This is a genomic window from Paraburkholderia acidisoli (assembly GCF_009789675.1).
Lineage (GTDB): Bacteria > Pseudomonadota > Gammaproteobacteria > Burkholderiales > Burkholderiaceae > Paraburkholderia > Paraburkholderia acidisoli.
This window is the reverse complement of sequence record NZ_CP046913.1, coordinates 925,093-943,754: the sequence shown is the minus strand read 5'-3', so window position 1 is coordinate 943,754 and position 18,662 is coordinate 925,093. Positions and strand designations below refer to the sequence as shown.

General features: G+C 67.0%; 14 protein-coding genes. 9 read left to right on the top strand and 5 right to left on the bottom strand.

Going from position 1 to position 18,662, the window contains the following annotated elements:
- The first annotated feature begins 108 nt into the window (after nucleotides 1-108).
- The gene (locus tag FAZ98_RS04030; RefSeq protein WP_158949012.1) at nucleotides 109-5,262 is read left to right on the top strand and encodes a DNA translocase FtsK; all 5,154 of its coding nucleotides are present in this window, start codon (nucleotides 109-111) and stop codon (nucleotides 5,260-5,262) included.
- A gap of 101 nt (nucleotides 5,263-5,363) precedes the next feature.
- On the opposite strand, the gene FAZ98_RS04025 is transcribed toward FAZ98_RS04030, so the two are convergent.
- Together FAZ98_RS04025 and FAZ98_RS04020 are read right to left on the bottom strand one after the other, a co-directional pair.
- A complete protein-coding gene (locus FAZ98_RS04025) occupies nucleotides 5,364-5,882 on the bottom strand; it encodes an antimicrobial peptide resistance and lipid A acylation PagP (RefSeq protein WP_233272657.1) in 519 nt (172 codons plus the stop codon).
- A 289-nt stretch (nucleotides 5,883-6,171) separates the two neighbouring features.
- On the bottom strand, nucleotides 6,172-7,395 hold the full coding sequence (locus FAZ98_RS04020) for a lactonase family protein (protein WP_233272656.1): 1,224 nt from the start codon (nucleotides 7,393-7,395) through the stop codon (nucleotides 6,172-6,174).
- 243 nt (nucleotides 7,396-7,638) lie between these two features.
- Here FAZ98_RS04020 and FAZ98_RS04015 point away from each other — a divergent pair, with 243 nt between their 5' ends.
- The 3 genes from FAZ98_RS04015 to FAZ98_RS04005 all read left to right on the top strand — a co-directional run bounded on the left by FAZ98_RS04015 (nucleotide 7,639) and on the right by FAZ98_RS04005 (nucleotide 11,496).
- Entirely contained in the window at nucleotides 7,639-7,788 is a 150-nt protein-coding gene (locus FAZ98_RS04015) for a DUF3096 domain-containing protein (protein ID WP_158949008.1), read from the top strand.
- 211 nt (nucleotides 7,789-7,999) lie between these two features.
- Nucleotides 8,000-9,862, top strand: a complete 1,863-nt coding sequence (locus FAZ98_RS04010) for a glycoside hydrolase family 15 protein (protein ID WP_158949006.1) — start codon at nucleotides 8,000-8,002, stop codon at nucleotides 9,860-9,862.
- 338 nt (nucleotides 9,863-10,200) lie between these two features.
- Complete coding sequence (locus FAZ98_RS04005; RefSeq protein WP_158949004.1) at nucleotides 10,201-11,496, top strand: polyhydroxyalkanoate depolymerase; 1,296 nt, start codon at nucleotides 10,201-10,203, stop codon at nucleotides 11,494-11,496.
- A gap of 134 nt (nucleotides 11,497-11,630) precedes the next feature.
- Here the strand turns inward: FAZ98_RS04005 and FAZ98_RS04000 are convergent, their stop codons facing one another.
- Nucleotides 11,631-12,263 carry a TetR family transcriptional regulator gene (locus FAZ98_RS04000; RefSeq protein ID WP_158949002.1) on the bottom strand — a complete coding sequence of 211 codons (633 nt, stop codon included), beginning with the start codon at nucleotides 12,261-12,263 and terminating at the stop codon, nucleotides 11,631-11,633.
- 620 nt (nucleotides 12,264-12,883) lie between these two features.
- Here FAZ98_RS04000 and rsxB point away from each other — a divergent pair.
- From rsxB to FAZ98_RS03985, 3 genes are all read left to right on the top strand, one after another.
- A complete protein-coding gene (gene rsxB / locus FAZ98_RS03995; RefSeq protein ID WP_407672033.1) occupies nucleotides 12,884-13,822 on the top strand; it encodes an electron transport complex subunit RsxB in 939 nt (312 codons plus the stop codon).
- 44 nt (nucleotides 13,823-13,866) lie between these two features.
- Nucleotides 13,867-14,511: an endonuclease III gene (gene nth, locus FAZ98_RS03990; protein ID WP_158948998.1), complete on the top strand. Its 645-nt coding sequence runs from the start codon at nucleotides 13,867-13,869 to the stop codon at nucleotides 14,509-14,511.
- Nucleotides 14,512-14,662: 151 nt separating this feature from the next.
- Nucleotides 14,663-15,103 (top strand): DUF1841 family protein, encoded by a 441-nt coding sequence (locus FAZ98_RS03985; RefSeq protein ID WP_158948996.1) that lies wholly within the window; start codon nucleotides 14,663-14,665, stop codon nucleotides 15,101-15,103.
- 115 nt (nucleotides 15,104-15,218) lie between these two features.
- Here the strand turns inward: FAZ98_RS03985 and FAZ98_RS03980 are convergent, their stop codons facing one another.
- Both FAZ98_RS03980 and FAZ98_RS03975 read right to left on the bottom strand, forming a co-directional pair.
- On the bottom strand, nucleotides 15,219-15,632 hold the full coding sequence (locus FAZ98_RS03980) for a c-type cytochrome (protein ID WP_158948994.1): 414 nt from the start codon (nucleotides 15,630-15,632) through the stop codon (nucleotides 15,219-15,221).
- A gap of 15 nt (nucleotides 15,633-15,647) precedes the next feature.
- On the bottom strand, nucleotides 15,648-16,013 hold the full coding sequence (locus FAZ98_RS03975; RefSeq protein ID WP_158948992.1) for a c-type cytochrome: 366 nt from the start codon (nucleotides 16,011-16,013) through the stop codon (nucleotides 15,648-15,650).
- Nucleotides 16,014-16,442: 429 nt separating this feature from the next.
- Here FAZ98_RS03975 and FAZ98_RS03970 point away from each other — a divergent pair, with 429 nt between their 5' ends.
- Together FAZ98_RS03970 and FAZ98_RS03965 are read left to right on the top strand one after the other, a co-directional pair.
- Entirely contained in the window at nucleotides 16,443-17,294 is an 852-nt protein-coding gene (locus tag FAZ98_RS03970) for an AAA family ATPase (protein ID WP_158948990.1), read from the top strand.
- 28 nt (nucleotides 17,295-17,322) lie between these two features.
- Nucleotides 17,323-18,495, top strand: coding sequence for a vWA domain-containing protein (locus FAZ98_RS03965; RefSeq protein ID WP_158948988.1), 1,173 nt, complete (start codon nucleotides 17,323-17,325; stop codon nucleotides 18,493-18,495).
- Nucleotides 18,496-18,662 lie beyond the last annotated feature (167 nt).

Sequence of the window (18,662 nt, the reverse complement as noted above, 5' to 3'; positions counted from 1 at the left end):
CGCGAACGAAACTTCCGGCGCCATGGCGCGTCGATGCGGTTCGCGGTTCACCCGGGCCGAGCGGTTACACTCGACACGTCGCACACCCTCAACACGTTTATCTTCGGCATGCACACGGTAGTTCCTGGCTGGTTCGGCATCTCGGCCGTCTGGTTCCTCCCCCTGATCTGGCGTCTCGTGAAGACCGTGCTGCCGGGCGGCGCGGGCTTGCGCGGACCCGGCACGATCCGCCTTTGGCTCGGCTTTCTCGGCGTGTTCGTCGCGAGTTGCGCGCTCGAGGCGTCGCTGCTCGACATCGCCGGCTTCGACGCGTTCGGCCACTTTGTCGCGGGCGGCCTCGGCAAGCTCGTCGGCCATGTGGCCGCGCCGCTCATCATGCTCGCGCTGATGCTGACGAGCCTGCCGTGGCTGCTCGATTTCCGTTGGCGCGAATTCCTCGTCTGGGCCGACATTTCGCTCGGACTCGGCCTCAATATCCGCGCCGCGCGCGAACGCGGCAGCGACGACGACCGCCGCGGGCGTAGCGAACGCCGCAGCCGCCGCGCCGCCGCCGACCCTGACGACGACGCGTACGCGCACGGCGCGACCTCGCTTCCCACCGCCCCCGAGAGCGACTCGCGCCGCCGCCGCCCGACGATCTGGCGTCCGCCCTCGCGCCATGAACGCGACGAGCGCGCCGCACGACGTGACGCGCGCGAAGGCCGCGACGGCGCACGCGCGGCCACCTTGGCCGCGGGCGTGGGCGCTTCGGTGGCATCGGCATCGGCATCGGCATCGGCCGCGGCGGGCGCGCGCAATGGCTTGAGCCAGGCGCCGCAGCCGTGGCGCGCGGAACCGGCGCTCGGCTCGCCGATCGACGCCTCCGCGCCGTGGACGCGCGCCGAACCGACCGCTTCCGCCGACTGGCTGCGCGGCACGCGCTCGCCGATTCCCGCTCAGGCGGCACAAGCGGCACAAGCTGCGCAAGCCGTCCAGACGACCCAGGCCGCGCGCACGATGCAAGGCGCCGCATCGCGTGCGCCGCTTCCGGCGGCCGCACCGCTGGGCATGCCCGCCGTATCGCCGAATCCGCCGTTCGCGGAGCCGCGCCGCCCGACGGCGCGCGGCATGGGCAACGTGCCCGGCACGCCCGTGCCCGCGCAGCCCAATGCGCCATGGCGCGCCGATACGGCGCCGGTGCGCGCCAGCGCGACTTCGGCGGCCGCGCGCGCCACGATGGCGGCCACGAGCAGCGCCACGGCGGCGGCGGCCCTGCACGGTGGCGCAACGCTCGCGGGCGCGGCCGGTGCGCTGGGTGCGGCACGCGGTCCCGGTGCCGGGCTTGCGACGGGGGCCGGCATGCCGGCTTCGATGGGCTCGGTTTCACAACACGTCAATCACGCCAATCAGGCCGCGCTCGATCCGCTGACGTCGCCGTTCGCGCAACCCGCCGTGCCGCGCCGCTCGGCGCCGCCGCCCGTGGCAGGCAGCACGGCCGCGCGCGCCGCGGCCGCCGCGCCGCCGCGCACGGCCGCCAAGCCGCCGCGCCCGTTCGTCTGGCCCGCGCAACCCGCGCGTACCGTCGGCCGTCCGCCGATTCCGTCGTCGCGCAACGGTGCGCTGTCAACGGCAACGCCCGCTTACTCGCGCCCGGCACCGGTGAATCCCGCGCCGTCCGACGCGCCGCTCTCGATGAGCGTGCTCGAAACGCTGCGGTCGATCGAAGAAAACGCCGCGCGCTGGACGTCGCTCGCGGGCGCAAGCCTCGCGCGCCGCAATCTCGACGCGCCCGCCGGACTCGCGACCGCCGAACCGGCGCGTCATGCCGGAGTGGCGGCAGCGCCGAACGTCTCGCCCATGCCGACGTCGACGCACCCCAACGCGCATGTGCCGTTGCCGACGCAAGCTGGCACACAAGCCGACGCGGCCGAAGCCCGCGCGCAAGTATCAGCACATTTACCGGCGCATTTACCGGCGCAAGAAGCAACGCACGAGCCGACGCCGTTCCCGATCGTCGTGCCGCAGGTGGCATCGCCGGTTGCGGGTCAGGTGCCCTCGCCGACTGATGCGGTCGCGCCGGAAGCCGCGTCGCCAATCGCGAGCGCGGTGACGAACTCGCCGATGGCTCATGCGGTCGCGCCGGAAGCCGCGTCGCCAATCGCGAGCGCGGTGACGAACTCGCCGATGGCTCATGCGGTCGCGCCGGAAGCCGCGTCTCAGTTTGCGTCTCATGTACCTCAATCGCCGGTGGCCGCCACGCCAGCGCACACGGTCGCGCCGGAAGCCGCGCCTCAGTTTGCGGCACAGGTAACCCAATCGCCTGTGGCGCCCGCGCCTGGCGCCGCAGGCCAGTCTGCGGCGGAGCTAACCCAATCGTCGATGGCACATGCGCCCGTGCAAACGGTCGCGGCTCAGTTTGCGGTTCAGGAATCGTACGCGCCGATGGCGCCTACGCCCGCACAAACGGTCGCGCCCACTGTCACGCCCGTCGCCGCGTCCGATACGCCGCGCCGCGAGGAAAGCGCAAGCGCACCCGCCATCGACGGAACGACGCAACCGGCCCGCGATACGGTCGCGCAACATGTCGCGCGTGATGCCGTCGTCCCCTCCCCTACCGTTCCTCCGGGCGCGCCCGCCACGCATGACGCGCCCGAAGTGACCGCCGCCGCGCCGTGGCAACCCGCGCACTCGCAAGCGGGCGAAGCGGCGGCCGCACCTACGCCCACCGCGACCGGGCCCGCGCACGACTACGCCACCGCGATGCCGATGTCGACGTTCGATCACGGCATGCCGTGGATGCTGCTCGACGACGACCCGGCCGACGACGCCTCGAATGACCACGCCGATCGCGCTGCGGCCGGCGATACCGAAGGCGAGCGCCAAATCGAGACGCCGCTGCATCCGGCCATCGCAACCGAAGCGACGACACCGGCGCCGATCGTCGACGACGCGGCAACCGCGCTGTCGAGCATCGTCCATTTCCCGCGTCTCGCTCACGACTTCGAAGAGGCGGCGGCACCGCACGCGCAGAACGTCGCCGCGATCGAACCGCAGCCTGTCGCGCAGCATGACGAAACCCGCACGGGTATCGCGGCGAGGAACGGGGATACGGAGACGGACACGGACACGGACACGCAAGCAAATCGCATCGGCGCGACCGACGAAGCCCGCGCCGACCTCGCGCCGACGACGACCTCGCCCAGCGCGCGCATCGACGAAAATCCCGCAGCCGCCGCGCCGATCCATGTGCATGTGCACGTGACGCCGCAAGCCGCCGCGCCGCTCGTCGCAGAACACAGCGCGGATTACGCCGCCGATCACGCCGCACCGCAGGTCGCACCTCACGTCGCACCGCAGGTCGAGCCCGCCGCGGCGCCGGCCGGTCATCCGCAACACGTTGCTGGCGAGACCGCGCCTGTTGCGCCTGTTGCGCCTGTTGCGCCTGCAATGACGCCTGCGATCACGCCCGCACTCACGCAGGCCGCCACGCACGCGGCACCGGCTGAATATCCGACCGCCGATCGAACCGACGCTCTATCGCACGCCCAGACGCCCGCGCAGGACCCGCAGGCCGTCACGCCGCCGCGGTCCGACGACCCGCAGCCGGCAGCGCCTACCGTCGCGCCGCCGTACACGCCGAACTCGGCGCAAGCGATCGAGTCCGCCCAACCCATCGACGTCACGCCCGCCGCGTCGCCGGCACCGGCCGCGCAGCCCGAACCCGCGCAGGAGGCCGCCGCACGCCAACCCGTGCGCGGCCATGCGCCCACGACGTTCGAGTTCCAGCCGCTCGCGGCGTCGGCGGTCGACTTGCCCGGCATCGATCTGCTCGATCGCGCTTCGTCGGAGATCGAGCCGGTGTCCGAGCAGAAGCTCGCCGACACCAGCCAGCTCATCGAACAGCGCCTGCAGGAATTCAAGGTGCCGGTAACCGTGGTGGGCGCCTCGGCGGGGCCGGTCATCACGCGCTTCGAAGTCGAACCCGCGCTCGGCGTGCGCGGCAGCCAGATCGTCGGCCTGATGAAGGATCTCTCGCGCGGCCTCGGCCTCACGTCGATCCGCGTGGTCGAAACGATTCCGGGCAAGACCTGCATGGGCCTCGAACTGCCCAACGCGCGCCGCCAGATGATCCGGCTTTCGGAGATCATCGAATCGACGCCGTATCAGCGCTCGCCTTCGAAGCTCACGATCGCGATGGGCAAGGACATCGTCGGCCTGCCCGTGGTCACGGATCTCGCCAAGGCGCCGCACATGCTCGTTGCGGGCACGACCGGTTCGGGCAAGTCGGTGGCGATCAACGCCATGATCCTCTCGCTGCTCTACAAGGCGACGCCCGAGGACGTGCGGCTCATCATGATCGACCCGAAGATGCTGGAATTGTCGGTCTACGAAGGCATTCCGCACCTGCTCGCGCCCGTGGTCACCGACATGAAGCTCGCGGCCAACGCGCTCAACTGGTGTGTCGGCGAAATGGAGAAGCGCTACCGGCTGATGTCGGCCGTGGGCGTGCGCAATCTGGCGGGCTTCAACCAGAAGATCCGCGACGCCGCCGCGCACGAGAAGAAGATCGGCAATCCGTTCTCGCTCACGCCCGAAGCGCCCGAGCCGCTTTCGCCGCTGCCGATGATCGTGGTCGTGATCGACGAACTCGCCGACCTCATGATGGTCGCCGGCAAGAAGATCGAAGAGCTGATCGCGCGTCTCGCGCAGAAGGCGCGCGCGGCCGGCATCCACCTGATTCTCGCCACGCAGCGCCCTTCCGTCGACGTCATCACGGGTCTCATCAAGGCGAACATTCCCACGCGCGTCGCGTTCCAGGTGTCGTCGAAGATCGACTCGCGCACGATTCTCGACCAGATGGGCGCCGAGTCGCTGCTCGGCCAGGGCGACATGCTGTTCCTGCCGCCGGGCACGGGTTATCCGCAGCGCGTGCACGGCGCGTTCGTCGCCGACGAGGAGGTGCACGCCGTGGTCGAGTATCTGAAGCAGTTCGGCGAGCCCGAATACGTCGAAGGCATTCTCGACGGCCCCGCGTCCGAAGGCGCCTCGCAGGACCTGTTCGGCGACGCCCCCGAAGCCGAAGCCGACCCGCTTTACGACGAAGCCGTCTCGTTCGTCGTGCGCACGCGGCGCGCGTCGATTTCGTCGGTGCAGCGGCAATTGCGCATCGGCTACAACCGCGCGGCGCGGCTCGTCGAGCAGATGGAAGCGGCGGGCCTCGTTTCGCCGATGGGCATCAACGGCAGCCGCGAAGTACTGGTGCCGGGCGGCGCAGCGGAATAGCGCCCTTCGCCTCGCGACGATAAAAAAGCGCGGCTTCGGCCGCGCTTTTTCGTTGGTGCTGCAATGAGGCCGCCAGCGAAACGGCATGCGAACAACACGCGCTAGAACTCGTAGCGCGCCCAGAAAAACCCGAGATCGCCGGGATTCGCGCCACCGGGCAAGCGCGGAATGAACGTGCCCATCAGCGAGGCCTTGCGATAACGCAGCGAGACCACGGGCAACACGAGCGGAAACGGCACGTAGTGCGCCACGTCGTTGCGCGCCGAAATACCCGCGAAATAGCCGCCGCCGAGCGAGAGTCCGCCGAGCACGGGCTTCGTGTACCACTGGCGCGCCCAGCCCGCGATCGGCTCGGGGCTGTCGTGGGAATTCAGGAATACCAGGAAAAACAGGATGTCTTCGTTGCCGTTGGCGTCGGTGTAGTGCTTGCCGAAGCCGCCGCCCCACGACTTCGCGTTGATCGCATGGCGCTCCTCGGCCGTGAAGCCGTCGATATGCCAGCCGTAACCGGTCACGTAAGCGTCCCACGTGCCGTCGTTCCAGACGCGCGCGACCCGCCCGCAGGCGCCTTGCAGCCACGCGCCCGAATAGTCGCAACCGGCATGGGCGTCTTGCGGCAACGCGACGCCGCCACTCAGCGCGAGCGCGATCGCAACGGCCGAGGCGCGCGACCCGGCGGTCGTTTTCGCTCGCCCCCAGCGACGCAGCAACCGACCCGACCGATTGACCCACTGAGCCGTCGACCGACCCCGCCGAACCCGCGGAACCCGCATAAGGCCGCCTCGCAGAAGTCGTCACGCGAACGCGCCGCCGGCCGGCATGCGCGTCACGCACGATGCGCCCTTGCGAGCACGCGGCATGCCGCAGCCGGCACGGCCGCGCGCCGCGCCGAATAACGACGTGACGGCGTCAGGGCGCGACGAACTTGAAGTCGACGGGCGAGCCGATGTCGATACGCTTCGGGTTTGGCGCGAGCAGACCGGTTTGCGGGTCGCGGCGGAACACGTAGGCGGTGTCGCTGTTCTGGTTGCCCACGATCAGCCAGCGGCCGGTCGGGTCGATGGCGAACTCGCGCGGCGACTTGCCGAGGCTCGCCTGACGGCCCACGCGCGTGAGCTTGCCGCTCGCGGCATCGACGGCAAAGATCGAGATGTCGTTGGCGTCGCCGCGATTGGACACGTAAAGGAACTTGCCGTCCGGCGAAAGATGCAGCGCGGCCGCGCCCACGGCGCCCGTGAAGCCCGGCTCGGCGAGCTTCACGACCTGTTCGACCGTGAGATGGCCGTCGTGGTAGCGCAGCGCGCTCACGGTGCCCGCGAGTTCGCTCGTGAGGTATGCGTAGCGGCCGTCGTTGCCGAACACGAGATGGCGCGGGCCGCTGCCGGCTTTCATCTCCGTGTAACGCCATTCGGTCGGGCCGACCAGACCGCGGCTGCCGTCGGGCGTGTAGCGATACGCGTAGAGCTTGTCGGTGCCGAGATCCTGCGTGAACAGGTACTGGCCGTCGGGCGAGAACACGGTGGAATGGACATGCGCGTTGTCCTGGCGCCCCTTGACCGGGCCGCCGCCTTCGTGATGCACGCCGAGCACCGCCTCGCCGAGCTTGCCGTCCTGCTGGATGGGCAGCACCGCGAAGCTGCCGCCGGGGTCGGCCGCCACCGAATAGTTGGCGACGAACAGATAGCGCCCGTCGGGCGAAAGGCTCAGATAACACGGATCGTTGCCTTGCGCGGAGACCTTGTCGAGAAACGTGAGCTGGCCGCTCGCGGCGTCGAAACCGAATGCGCTCACGTCGCCGCGCAGGCTCGCGGGACCGTTGTCGCCGGGCAGTTCGTTGACGGCGTAGACGAAGCGCTTGTCGCGGCTGACGACGAGATACGACGGGTTCACCGTTTTCGCGACGCTCACCTGCTGCGCGTCGCCGGTGTTCGTGTCGAAGCGATAAACGTAAATGCCCTCGCTCTTGCCGCCCGTATAGGTGCCGACGACCAGATCGTAGACGCCGTCGGCGGGAGGCTGTGCTGCGGTCGCGGCCGTCGAGGTTTGTGCAAATGCGGACGACGCGGCAACGGAAACCATGAAAACGAGGCCTTTGAGGAAGGTGGGGAGCGAAGCGCGCGTGGACCGCTTCATAGACAGCTTCATCGACTGATTTTTCGATCGTTCCGTCGATCGGAGCGCGCGGGGGGAGGCTGCGGGCATGGCGTTTGCAACGACGTGACGAAGGAACATGTCGACCTCCTTTTTTGTGGTCTGAGTATAAGAGAGGTTGCGCGCGCAAGGCCCCGAAACGTCCAGCACGACCGAATCTTTCGTACAACGAGCCATCTCACAACCCGCCTTCACGTAACCTTCACGCCGCTTCCAGGAGCCATCATGAACGTTCACCTTGCCATCGGGCCGCTCGCCGCGCTCATCGCAGGCATTCTGATTCTCGCCGTGCCGCGACTGCTCAATTTCATCGTGGCGCTGTACCTCATCATCATCGGGATCGTCGGCCTGTTCGGCACCGGCGGCCATTTTTAAGCCGGAAAACGGCGCGCGTGGCGTCGTTCGCTGAACGTTTATTGACGTTCGTGCAGCGTGCTATTGCTCGCAATGTCATGCGAAACGCGTTGCACAGTGCGCGCCGCAGCAACTACTCTTGTGCGTGCATGCCGCCAGGACGCGGCCGCAAACAGTTTGCTTGCGGCCGCTTTGTCTTTGATCTTCGCGTTTCGCTGTCAATCTGCTTACCATGCCCGCTCCTATTGAAGACTATGCATTGATCGGCGACGGCCACACGGCCGCGCTCGTTTCCCGCGCCGGTTCCATCGACTGGCTTTGCTGGCCCCGCTTCGACTCCGGCGCGTGCTTCGCCGCGCTGCTCGGCACCGAGCAAAACGGCCGCTGGCTCATCGCGCCCGCGCAACCGGAAGGCGGCACCCCTATCGAGGTCAAGACCACGCGTCGCTATCGCGGCGACACGCTGATCCTCGAAACCGATTTCGAAACGCCCGAGGGCGCCGTTACGCTCATCGACTTCATGCCGCCCGGCAACGGCTGGTCGGAACTCGTGCGCATCGTCGTGGGCAAACGCGGCACCGTGCGCATGAACTGCGAACTGTTCCTGCGCTTCGACTACGGCTACTCCGTGCCGTGGGTCAGCCGCCTCACCTACGAAAGCGGCATCAAGGCCACGGTGGGCCCGGACACCGTCGTGTTGCGCACGCCCGTGGATCTGCAAGGCGAGAACATGCACACCACCGCGGAGTTCGAGGTGAAGGAAGGCGAACGTGTGCCCTTCTCGCTCTCGTACGCGGCCTCGCATCTGCGCCTGCCGCCGCCGCGCGACCCGTTCACGGCGCTCGCGCGCACCGAGAACTTCTGGTCCGAATGGGCCTCGCGCGGCACCGTCAAGGGCCGCTGGGCCGAGCCGATCCGCCGCTCGCTCATCACGCTGAAGGCGCTCGCCTACGAACCGACGGGCGGTATCGTCGCCGCGCCCACCACCTCGTTGCCCGAGCAACTCGGCGGCACGCGCAACTGGGACTACCGCTATTGCTGGCTGCGCGACGCGACCATCACGCTGCTCGCGATGATGCGCGGCGGCTACTACGACGAAGCGCGCGCGTGGCGCGCGTGGCTCGGCCGCGTGATGGCCGGCTCGCCCGAGCAGTTGCAGATCATGTACGGCATTGCCGGCGAACGCCGTCTGCCCGAATTCGAACTCGAATGGCTCGACGGCTACGAAGGCGCCAAACCCGTGCGCGTGGGCAACAACGCCGTGGGCCAGTTGCAGCTCGACGTCTACGGCGAGGTGATGAACGCGCTGCACCTCGCGCGCGTGGGCGGCCTGCAGGCCGACGACACCGCGTGGTCGATCCAGTGCGCGATGCTCGTGCATCTCGAGAAAATCTGGTCGGAGCCCGACGAAGGCATCTGGGAAACGCGCGGCGGCCGCCAGCACTTCACGTTCTCGAAAGTGATGGCGTGGGTCGCGTTCGACCGCGCGATCAAATCGGCGGAAAAATTCGATCTGCCGGGACCGATGGACCATTGGATCGAGATGCGCGACACGATCCATGCCACCATCTGCGAGCGCAGCTTCAATACGGAGCTGAATTCGTTCACGCAGATCTACGACGGCACGGACCTCGACGCGAGCCTGCTGCTGATGCCGCTGGTGGGCTTCCTGCCGGCCATGGACCCGCGCATCAAGGGCACGGTTGCGGCCATCGAGCGCGATCTGCTCTGCGAAGGCTTCGTGATGCGCTATCGCACCGCCGACTTCAACGACGGCCTGCCGCCCGGCGAAGGCACCTTCCTCGCGTGCAGTTTCTGGCTGGTCGACAACCTCGCGCTGCAAAACCGCATGGACGACGCGCGCGCGATGTACGAACGCCTGCTCGGCCTGTGCAACGACGTCGGCCTGCTCGCCGAGGAGTACGACCCGATCGAAGGCCGGCTGGTCGGCAATTTCCCGCAGGCGTTCTCGCACGTGGCGCTCGTGCACACGGGCCTGAACCTGATGCGTCACGAGCAGGAAATGGCCTCCGAAACCGGCCATCCGGAAATGGCGGCGAACTTGATCGAAGCCGATATCGCGCAGGCGTCGTGACGTGGGCGGGCGGCGTTCGGCATGTGTCGAGATCGTGACAAAACGCGTGAAACCACGCGGGTTCGAGCGCGCCCGATGCGTTTCCCCAAGCTGGGTTACACTGGGGTTGTTGCATTGCACAACGAACGTCGTATCGAGGGACAGAGGGTGGGACGGGCGTTGCGGCCGCGCCACCCTAAAGCCGCCCTCGGCGGCGGCCGATAACTAGCCTGACCGCCGGTGCGTTCGCCTCGCGAACCACGGCAGCACGAGACTGACCGACCAACCCCGCCGGCCCGCGCCGGCGCCGCGCCAGAAGCGCGCCGCCGCTGCGAGCCGCCCCATGTAGCGGAGCGCCCATGCTCTATCAAATTCGTGAATTCCAGCGCGCGCTGCTGAGCCCGCTGACCGCCTGGGCCCAGGCCGCCTCGAAATCGTTTACGAACCCTTCGAGCCCGTTCTCGCTCGTGCCGGGCGCTCCGCGCCTCGCGGCGGGCTACGAGCTGCTGTACCGCCTCGGCAAGGACTACGAAAAGCCCGAGTTCAACATCCGCCAGATCACGAAAGACGGCTTCAATATTCCGATCGTCGAGCAGACCATCGTCGAAAAGCCGTTCTGCCGCCTGCTGCGCTTCAAGCGCTACGCAGACGATCCGGGCGCCGTTTCGGCGCTCAAGGACGAGCCCACCGTGCTCGTGTGCGCGCCGCTCTCGGGCCACCATTCCACGCTGCTGCGCGACACCGTGCGCACGCTCCTGCAGGATCACAAGGTCTACATCACCGACTGGATCGACGCGCGCATGGTGCCGCTCGACGCCGGCCCGTTCCATCTGGACGACTACGTTGCGTACATCCAGGACTTCATCCGCCATATCGGCGCGAAGAACCTGCACGTGATCTCGGTGTGCCAGCCCACGGTGCCGGTGCTCGCCGCCATTTCGCTGCTGGCGAGCCGCGGCGAGGACACGCCGCTTTCCATGACGATGATGGGCGGCCCGATCGACGCGCGCCGCAGCCCCACGGCCGTCAACTCGCTCGCCACCGAGCACTCGCTCGACTGGTTCGCGAACAACGTGATCCATCCGGTGCCCGCGAACTATCCGGGCGAAGGCCGCGAGGTGTATCCGGGCTTCCTGCAGCACGCCGGTTTCGTGGCGATGAACCCCGGCCGCCACACCACGGCGCACTGGGACTTCTACAAGAGCCTGCTGCGCGGCGACGAGGAAGACGCGGAAGCGCATCGTCAGTTCTACGACGAATACAACGCCGTGCTCGACATGGCCGCCGAGTACTACCTCGAGACCATCCGCACGGTGTTCCAGGAATTCAGCCTCGCCGAGGGCACGTGGGACGTGGCCGGCGAACGCGTACGCCCGCAGGACATCAAGGAAACGGCGCTGCTCACCGTGGAAGGCGAGCTCGACGACATCTCGGGCGCGGGCCAGACGCGCGCCGCGCACGACCTCTGCACGGGCATTCCCGAGCCGCTCAAGCATCACCTGACCGCGGAAAAGTGCGGCCACTACGGCATTTTCTCGGGCCGCCGCTGGCGCACCATCATCTATCCGCAGCTGCGCGAATTCATTCGCCAGCGCGAAATCGCCGCGGGCAAGCCGTCGTCGCGTACGCAAACGGCCACGAGCGTGGTCGCGTAAGCCTGCCGCTCTTAATAAACGCACGCACGACAGCGCGCGCCGTGCCGGGAAACCGGACGGCGCGCGTTGCTTTCTGGGCCGGGAAAACCGTGCTTATTGAAGCCGCTAAATGGGTGCTGCCGGCTCGCGCGACCTTACTTGCGCATCAGATACGCAAGCAGCATCTCCGTATTGAGCTGGATGATCTCGGCGCGTTCCGCCGCCGTGCTGAAATCGCGGCCGAGCGTGGCATTGAGCGTGTAGCGGTTCGAGACGATGTAATAGCCCATGCCCGAGAGCGTCACGTACAGCCGCAACGGGTCGATGCCGGCCCGAAACAACCCCGCCGACTCGCCGCGCGTGAGAATCGTGCCGAGCGTGGTCACGATCGGCGAAATCATTTCGCGGATTCGTGAGGACTTCTGCATATAGCGCGCTTCATGCAGATTCTCGTTGTTCACGAGACGCAGCAATTCCGGGTGATCGCGGTAGTAGTCCCAAACGAAATGCGCGAGCCGCGTGATGGCTTCCACGGGCGCGAGTCCGGCCAGATCGATGGCGCGTTCGGCTTCGTTGAGCGCGCCGAACGCATGTTCGAGCACGGCGGTGAACAGTTGCTCCTTGCTGCCGAAGTAGTAATAAAGCATGCGCTCGTTGGTTTCCGCCCGACGCGCGATCTGGTCGACGCGGGCGCCAAACAGGCCGCCATTGGCGAACTCCTCGGCTGCCGCGAGCAGAATGCGGCGGCGGGTGCCTTCAGGATCTCTTTTGATTTTTGGCTGATTCATGGTGGCAGGATCTCGGTAAGCCGCGTTGTCCGGTTCACGCTGCCGGGCCATCCATCTGGCCGAGCCTTTAACGGGCCTCTCCTAGCCCGCGAAAGCAGCAACGATCTACGGGGCGCGCCAGGTTAATGGACAGACACCCTCCGACCTACGGTCTTGCGTTCGTTCTTGTGCGTCGCCGGTCTATGCCCGCGACGTATTCGCCCTCTGTGGCTCTGCTGCGCCTCGCGGTACTACCTGCCTGAGGTCTCGAGGCGCCTGCGACTTTGCCCGATGCGGCTCGGCGAGTTCTTCGGCTCCGCATTAAGCGCTTTGATTATGGCACATGGCCTGCCGATGGCAATGCGGGAAATCGGCGATAATGCACGCTTTGGCGCCGCTTTCGCGCGACCGGCCCATCGCCCCGCTACGGCACGTCGATCGCCGGCGCATTGCCCGCGCAGCGTCCGCGCAACGCCGGTTTTGCATCGCCGCACGGCAGGGCCGCGCGACCCGTTCATCACCGGATGTTTGCATGCGGGCCGCGAGCCGGTCACGCGCGGGCCGCGTCCATCTCGCAGCGTATATCGAGGTCGCGCGCCGGTCATGTCGAGGCCGCGCGGCCCGCCCCAGAAGTCGCCACAGTGAACGATCCGAAAACCCTCGCAGATCGCGTCGAAGATCTGCTTCCCCAGACGCAATGCACGAAGTGCGGTTATGACGGCTGCCGGCCCTACGCCGAAGCGGTCGCGAACGGCACCGCGAACTACAACCAGTGCCCGCCGGGCGGCGCCGAGGGCGTTGCGCGCCTCGCGCATCTGCTCGGCAAGCCCGTCATTCCGATCAATCCCGACAACGGCGTCGAGCGGCCGCGCCCGGTCGCGTTCATCGACGAACAGGCGTGCATCGGCTGCACGCTGTGCATGCAGGCGTGTCCCGTGGATGCGATCGTGGGCGCGCCCAAGCAGATGCACACGATCGTCGCGGACCAGTGCACGGGTTGCGACCTGTGCGTCGCGCCCTGCCCGGTCGACTGCATCGCGATGATTCCGGTGACGGGCGACGCCACCGGCTGGGACGCCTGGACCCAACAGCAGGCCGACGAGGCGCGCGTGCGCCACGACCGCCGACTCGCGCGTCAGGCCGCCGAGCGGCACGCGGCGGAAGCGCGCGCGGCCGCGCGCCGCGCCGCGACGAGCGCGCCGGCCGCGGCCGATTCTGCGTCGACTGCCGCGGCGCCCTCGGCACCGGCTTCGGCCGGCGACGCACCTGCGCGCGACGCCGCCTCGCAAAACGCGAACGCCGCGCCCCCCGCGAACGCCGCCGACGACGCCGAAGCGAAGAAGAAAGCGATCATCCAGGCCGCGCTCGAACGCGCGCGGCGCAAGAAAGCCGAACTCGCCGAACAGGGCGCCGGCCCGCGCAACACGCAGAACGTGAGCGCCGACGTGCAGGCGCAGATCGACGCGGCCGAAGCGCGCCGCAAGCGTCTCGGTCTGGGCGCGGAGGTCACGCCGACCGCGGCGACGGATTCGTCAGACGCAAACGCCGCCCCGAAGACGCCCGGCGACGACGCATCGTAAAGCCTGCCGATACGCCATCGATACATAAACCGCCCGCACCGAGCATGAACGCCACCAAGCGCCACGCCATCTACGAAACGCTGCAAAGCATCAATCCGCATCCCACGACGGAGCTGGAGTTCAGCACGCCGTTCGAACTCCTGATCGCCGTGATGCTCTCCGCGCAGGCCACCGACGTTTCGGTGAACAAGGCCATGCGCCGGATGTTTCCCGTGGCGAACACGCCGCAGACGGTGCTCGCGCTCGGCGAGGAAGGCGTGGCCGATTACATCAAGACGATCGGCCTGTACCGCACGAAGGCGAAGAACGTGATCGCCACGTGCCGCATTCTCATCGACGAGCACGGTGGCGAGGTGCCGCAAACGCGCGAGGCGCTCGAAGCGCTGCCCGGCGTGGGGCGCAAAACGGCGAACGTGGTGCTCAACACGGCGTTCGGGCATCCGACCATCGCCGTGGATACGCATATCTTTCGCGTGGCGAACCGCACGGGGCTCGCGCCCGGCAAGGACGTGCGCGCGGTGGAAATCGCGCTCGAAAAATTCACGCCGAAGGCATTCCTGCAGGACGCGCACCATTGGCTGATCCTGCACGGCCGCTACGTGTGCAAGGCGCGCCGGCCCGAGTGCTGGCACTGCGTGATCGAGCCGCTGTGCGAGTTCCGCCCGAAAACCCCGCCGCCGGAACTTTGAGCGCCGGGCCGCCGGATCGCCGGACGCTGAAACGCGTGCGCGGCGCCCGGCGTAGAATCGATATCTCCCCGCATTCCCGCGCGTGGTTTCCATCGCGACGCAGGCCCAAACCTGAACGCGATTCACGCGCATCAACGGCATACGAATCACGATGTTCAATCCGAGCCGCGACGAAGTCCGTCGCTTTTTCACCGAGACCTGGCGCAAGCAGCGCGCGGGCGAAATCCTCACCCCGCTCGAGGCCATGGCCGCCGACTGGATCGTCGAGCATCCGGAATATCACGCGGAGCTGACCGACGCCGAGGCCGCCGCCGCGCAGGATTACTCGCCCGAGCGCGGCCAGAGCAATCCGTTCCTGCATCTGTCGATGCATCTCGCGATCAGCGAACAGTTGTCGATCGACCAGCCGCCCGGCATACGCGCGGCGCACGACCGCCTCGCCGCGCGCATGGGTTCGACGCACGACGCGCAGCACGCGATCATGGAATGCCTCGGCGAAACCATCTGGGAAGCGCAGCGCACCAACACGCCGCCCGACACCGACGCCTATCTCGCGCGCATCGAGCGCCGCGCCACGCGCGATCGCGGCTGAATCTACGCCGTTTTTCCGTCGACGAAAAAACACCCCGCGCCAGCTCGCCGTCATGCGGCCCGCGCGGGGTGTTGTCGTATCGATGCGGCATGCATGACGCGCGCCGCACGCGCCTTTATTTCTTGTCGATCAGATCGCCCTTGAGCGATTCGATGTAGGCGGCAATGTCCTTCATGTCGCTCTGCGACAGGCTCTGCACCTGCGCCTGCATGATCGGATTGTTGCGGCCGAGATGCGGATTGCCGTTGCCCATCTGGTACTGGCGCAACGCCCAGTAGATGTAATCGGAGTGCTGGCCCGCGAGCTTCGGATATTCGGGGCTCACGGGCTTGTTGAGATTCGCGCCGTGGCAGGCCGCGCAATTGTGGCTGTCGGCGAGTGCCTTGCCGTGCGCGGCGTCGGCGGCCTCAGCGCGCGCGGGCGCCAGCGCGGCGGCGAGCGCCAGCGCAAGGGTTGCGCCCGCAACTTTCAGGTTGCCGCGCGAGAATTGACCGGCAAGCGAAGGCACAGCCGTATGGGGCTTGTTCATAAGGTCTCCTGCCGGTTACTTCTCGGGATTGTTCTTCGACTCGGCCGTTTGCGACGAGTAATAGGCCGCGATGTCGGCGATGTCCTGGTCGGAAAGCGAGGTCGCGATGGCGTGCATGGTCTCGAAGTGGCGGTCGCCCTTCTTGTAGCCGTGCAGCGCGTTCGAGATGTACTGGGCGTTCTGGCCGCCCAGGATGGGCACGTGATAGACCTCGGGATAGGCGGTGCGGTAGTCGGGAATACCATGACAGCCGATACACATCGCCACTTTGCCCTGACCCGCTTTCGCATTGCCCACGACGTCCGCGTGAGCCGAGACTGCGAAGCCCGCCAGCACCGAAACCGCTCCGATGACGACGCGCCTGCCGACAATTTTTTTCATAGCATCCAACCTGGCTTGAGGGGATTCGAACGCCCGAAACCGCAGGCCACGGCCTGCGCCGCATTACTGCTGTTTTACTTTTGGGTCGCCGTGCAGGCCGAAAAAAATCGGTCCGAGTATACCGCGACGCCGCGCCGGCCGTCCATTGGCCGCGCCACGCCTGGCGGGCTTTGGCGGGGTTTTCGGGGGGGCCGGCGACCCGCGCCGCGCGCGCTTCGTCCCGCGTGGCGGGCACTCGCGGCAACTCGCGGCGCGCGCATGAGGGTCATCCCTGGCGAGCCCACAACGTGCGCGCGCAGGTCGCAAAAAGCTCACCTCAACTCGATCGCACGGCCGCCTTCCAGCGCGCAGTCACGATACGCGAGCCCCTCCCGACGCACCACCGCATCTGACTTATACTGGGATTTTTTCCAAGCGAGCGGATTCACCATGCCGTCCACGCGTTTCGAAGGTTCTTCGCAGTACGTCGCCACCGACGACCTCAAGCTCGCGGTCAACGCCGCCGTCACCCTCCAGCGCCCCCTGCTCATCAAGGGCGAGCCCGGCACGGGCAAGACCATGCTCGCCGAGGAAGTCGCGGCCGCGCTCGGCATGCCGCTCATGCAGTGGCACATCAAGTCCACCACGAAAGCGCAGCAAGGTCTCTACGAATACGACGCGGTTTCGCGCCTGCGCGACTCGCAGCTCGGCGACGAACGCGTGAAGGACATCGGCAATTACATCGTCAAGGGCGTGCTGTGGCAGGCGTTCGAGTCGGAGCAGCAGAGCGTGCTGCTGATCGACGAAATCGACAAGGCCGACATCGAATTCCCGAACGACCTGCTGCGCGAACTCGACCGCATGGAGTTCTACGTGTACGAGACGCGCCAGCTCGTCAAGGCGAAGCAGCGGCCGCTCGTCATCATCACGTCGAACAACGAGAAGGAACTGCCCGACGCCTTCCTGCGCCGCTGCTTCTTTCACTACATCAGCTTCCCCGACCCGGCCACGATGCAGCGTATTGTCGAGGTTCACTACCCGGGCATCCGCAAGCAACTGCTCAGCGCCGCGCTCGAAAGCTTCTTCGAGTTGCGCAACGTGGCGGGCCTGAAGAAAAAACCTTCGACGTCCGAACTGCTCGACTGGCTCAAGCTGCTGCTCGCCGAAGACATTCCGCCGGAAGCGTTGCGCGCCGCCGACGGCTCGAAGACCGTGCCGCCGCTCGCGGGTGCGCTGCTCAAGAACGAGCAGGACATGACGCTGTTCGAGCGGCTCATCTACATGAACCGTCACAACCGCTGAACGCGGCACGCCCGACGGAGACTTCCGCATGCTGATCGACTTCTTCTACACGCTGCGCGACGCGAAGCTGCCGGTTTCGGTGAAGGAGTACCTCACGCTCGTCGAGGCGCTCAAGGCGCGCGTGATCGCGCCGTCGCTCGACGACTTCTACTGGCTCTCGCGCATGACGCTCGTGAAGGACGAGCAATACTTCGATCGTTTCGATCAGGCGTTCGGCGCGTACTTTCGCGGCATCGAAAAGAAGTCGGAGCTTGCGTTCGAGATTCCCGAAGACTGGCTCAAGAAGCGGCTCGAGCGCGACTTCACGCCCGAGCAACGCGCGCAGATCGAAGCGATGGGCGGCCTCGACAAGCTCATCGATCGCTTGAAGGAACTCTTCGACGAGCAAAAGGAGCGCCACGAAGGCGGCAACAAGTGGATCGGCACGGGCGGCACTTCGCCGTTCGGGCATGGCGGCTACAACCCGGAAGGCATCCGTATCGGCGGCGAAGGCGGCGAACGCAGCGCCGTGAAGGTGTGGGACGCGCGCGCCTACCGCGACTACGACGATCAGGTGGAAATCGGCACGCGCAACATCAAGGTCGCGCTGCGCCGTTTGCGCCGCTTCGCGCGCGAGGGCGCGGCCGAAGAACTCGATCTCAACGACACGATCCGCAGCACGGCCGCCAACGCGGGCTGGCTCGATCTCAAGATGGTGCCGGAGCGCCACAACAACGTGAAAGTGCTGATGCTGCTCGACGTGGGCGGCTCGATGGACGATCACATCAAGCGCACCGAAGAACTGTTCTCGGCGGCCAAGGCCGAGTTCAAGCATCTGGAGTTCTACTACTTCCACAACTGCGTGTACGACTACCTGTGGAAGAACAATCGCCGCCGCCACGCCGAACGCACGCCCACGTGGGACCTGCTGCACAAGTTCACGCCCGACTACAAGCTCATCTTCGTCGGCGACGCGACCATGAGTCCCTACGAAGTCTTGCAGGCGGGCGGTTCGGTCGAGTACAACAATGCCGAACCGGGCGCGGTCTGGCTGCGGCGCCTCGCCGACCAGTTCCCGCATTTCGCGTGGCTCAATCCCGAGCCCGAGCGGCTGTGGGAGTATCGCCAGTCGGTGTCGATCATTCGCGAGATACTCGGCCACCGCATGTATCCGCTCACCGTCGCCGGGCTCGAAACGGCGATGCGCACGCTAAGCAAATAGCCGCCCGCGCCCGTTCCGTTTTCTTGCGGCGGCGCGTAGAACACGCGCCGCCTTTTTGTCGTGGCGCCGAGTCGTTGTATCGTTGCACCGCTGTTTTTTGCGCGCTTTGCGCTTTTGCCTTGTCAGCCCGCTCCAGGAGATTCCCCGCATGACCGCGCCTTCCGCCC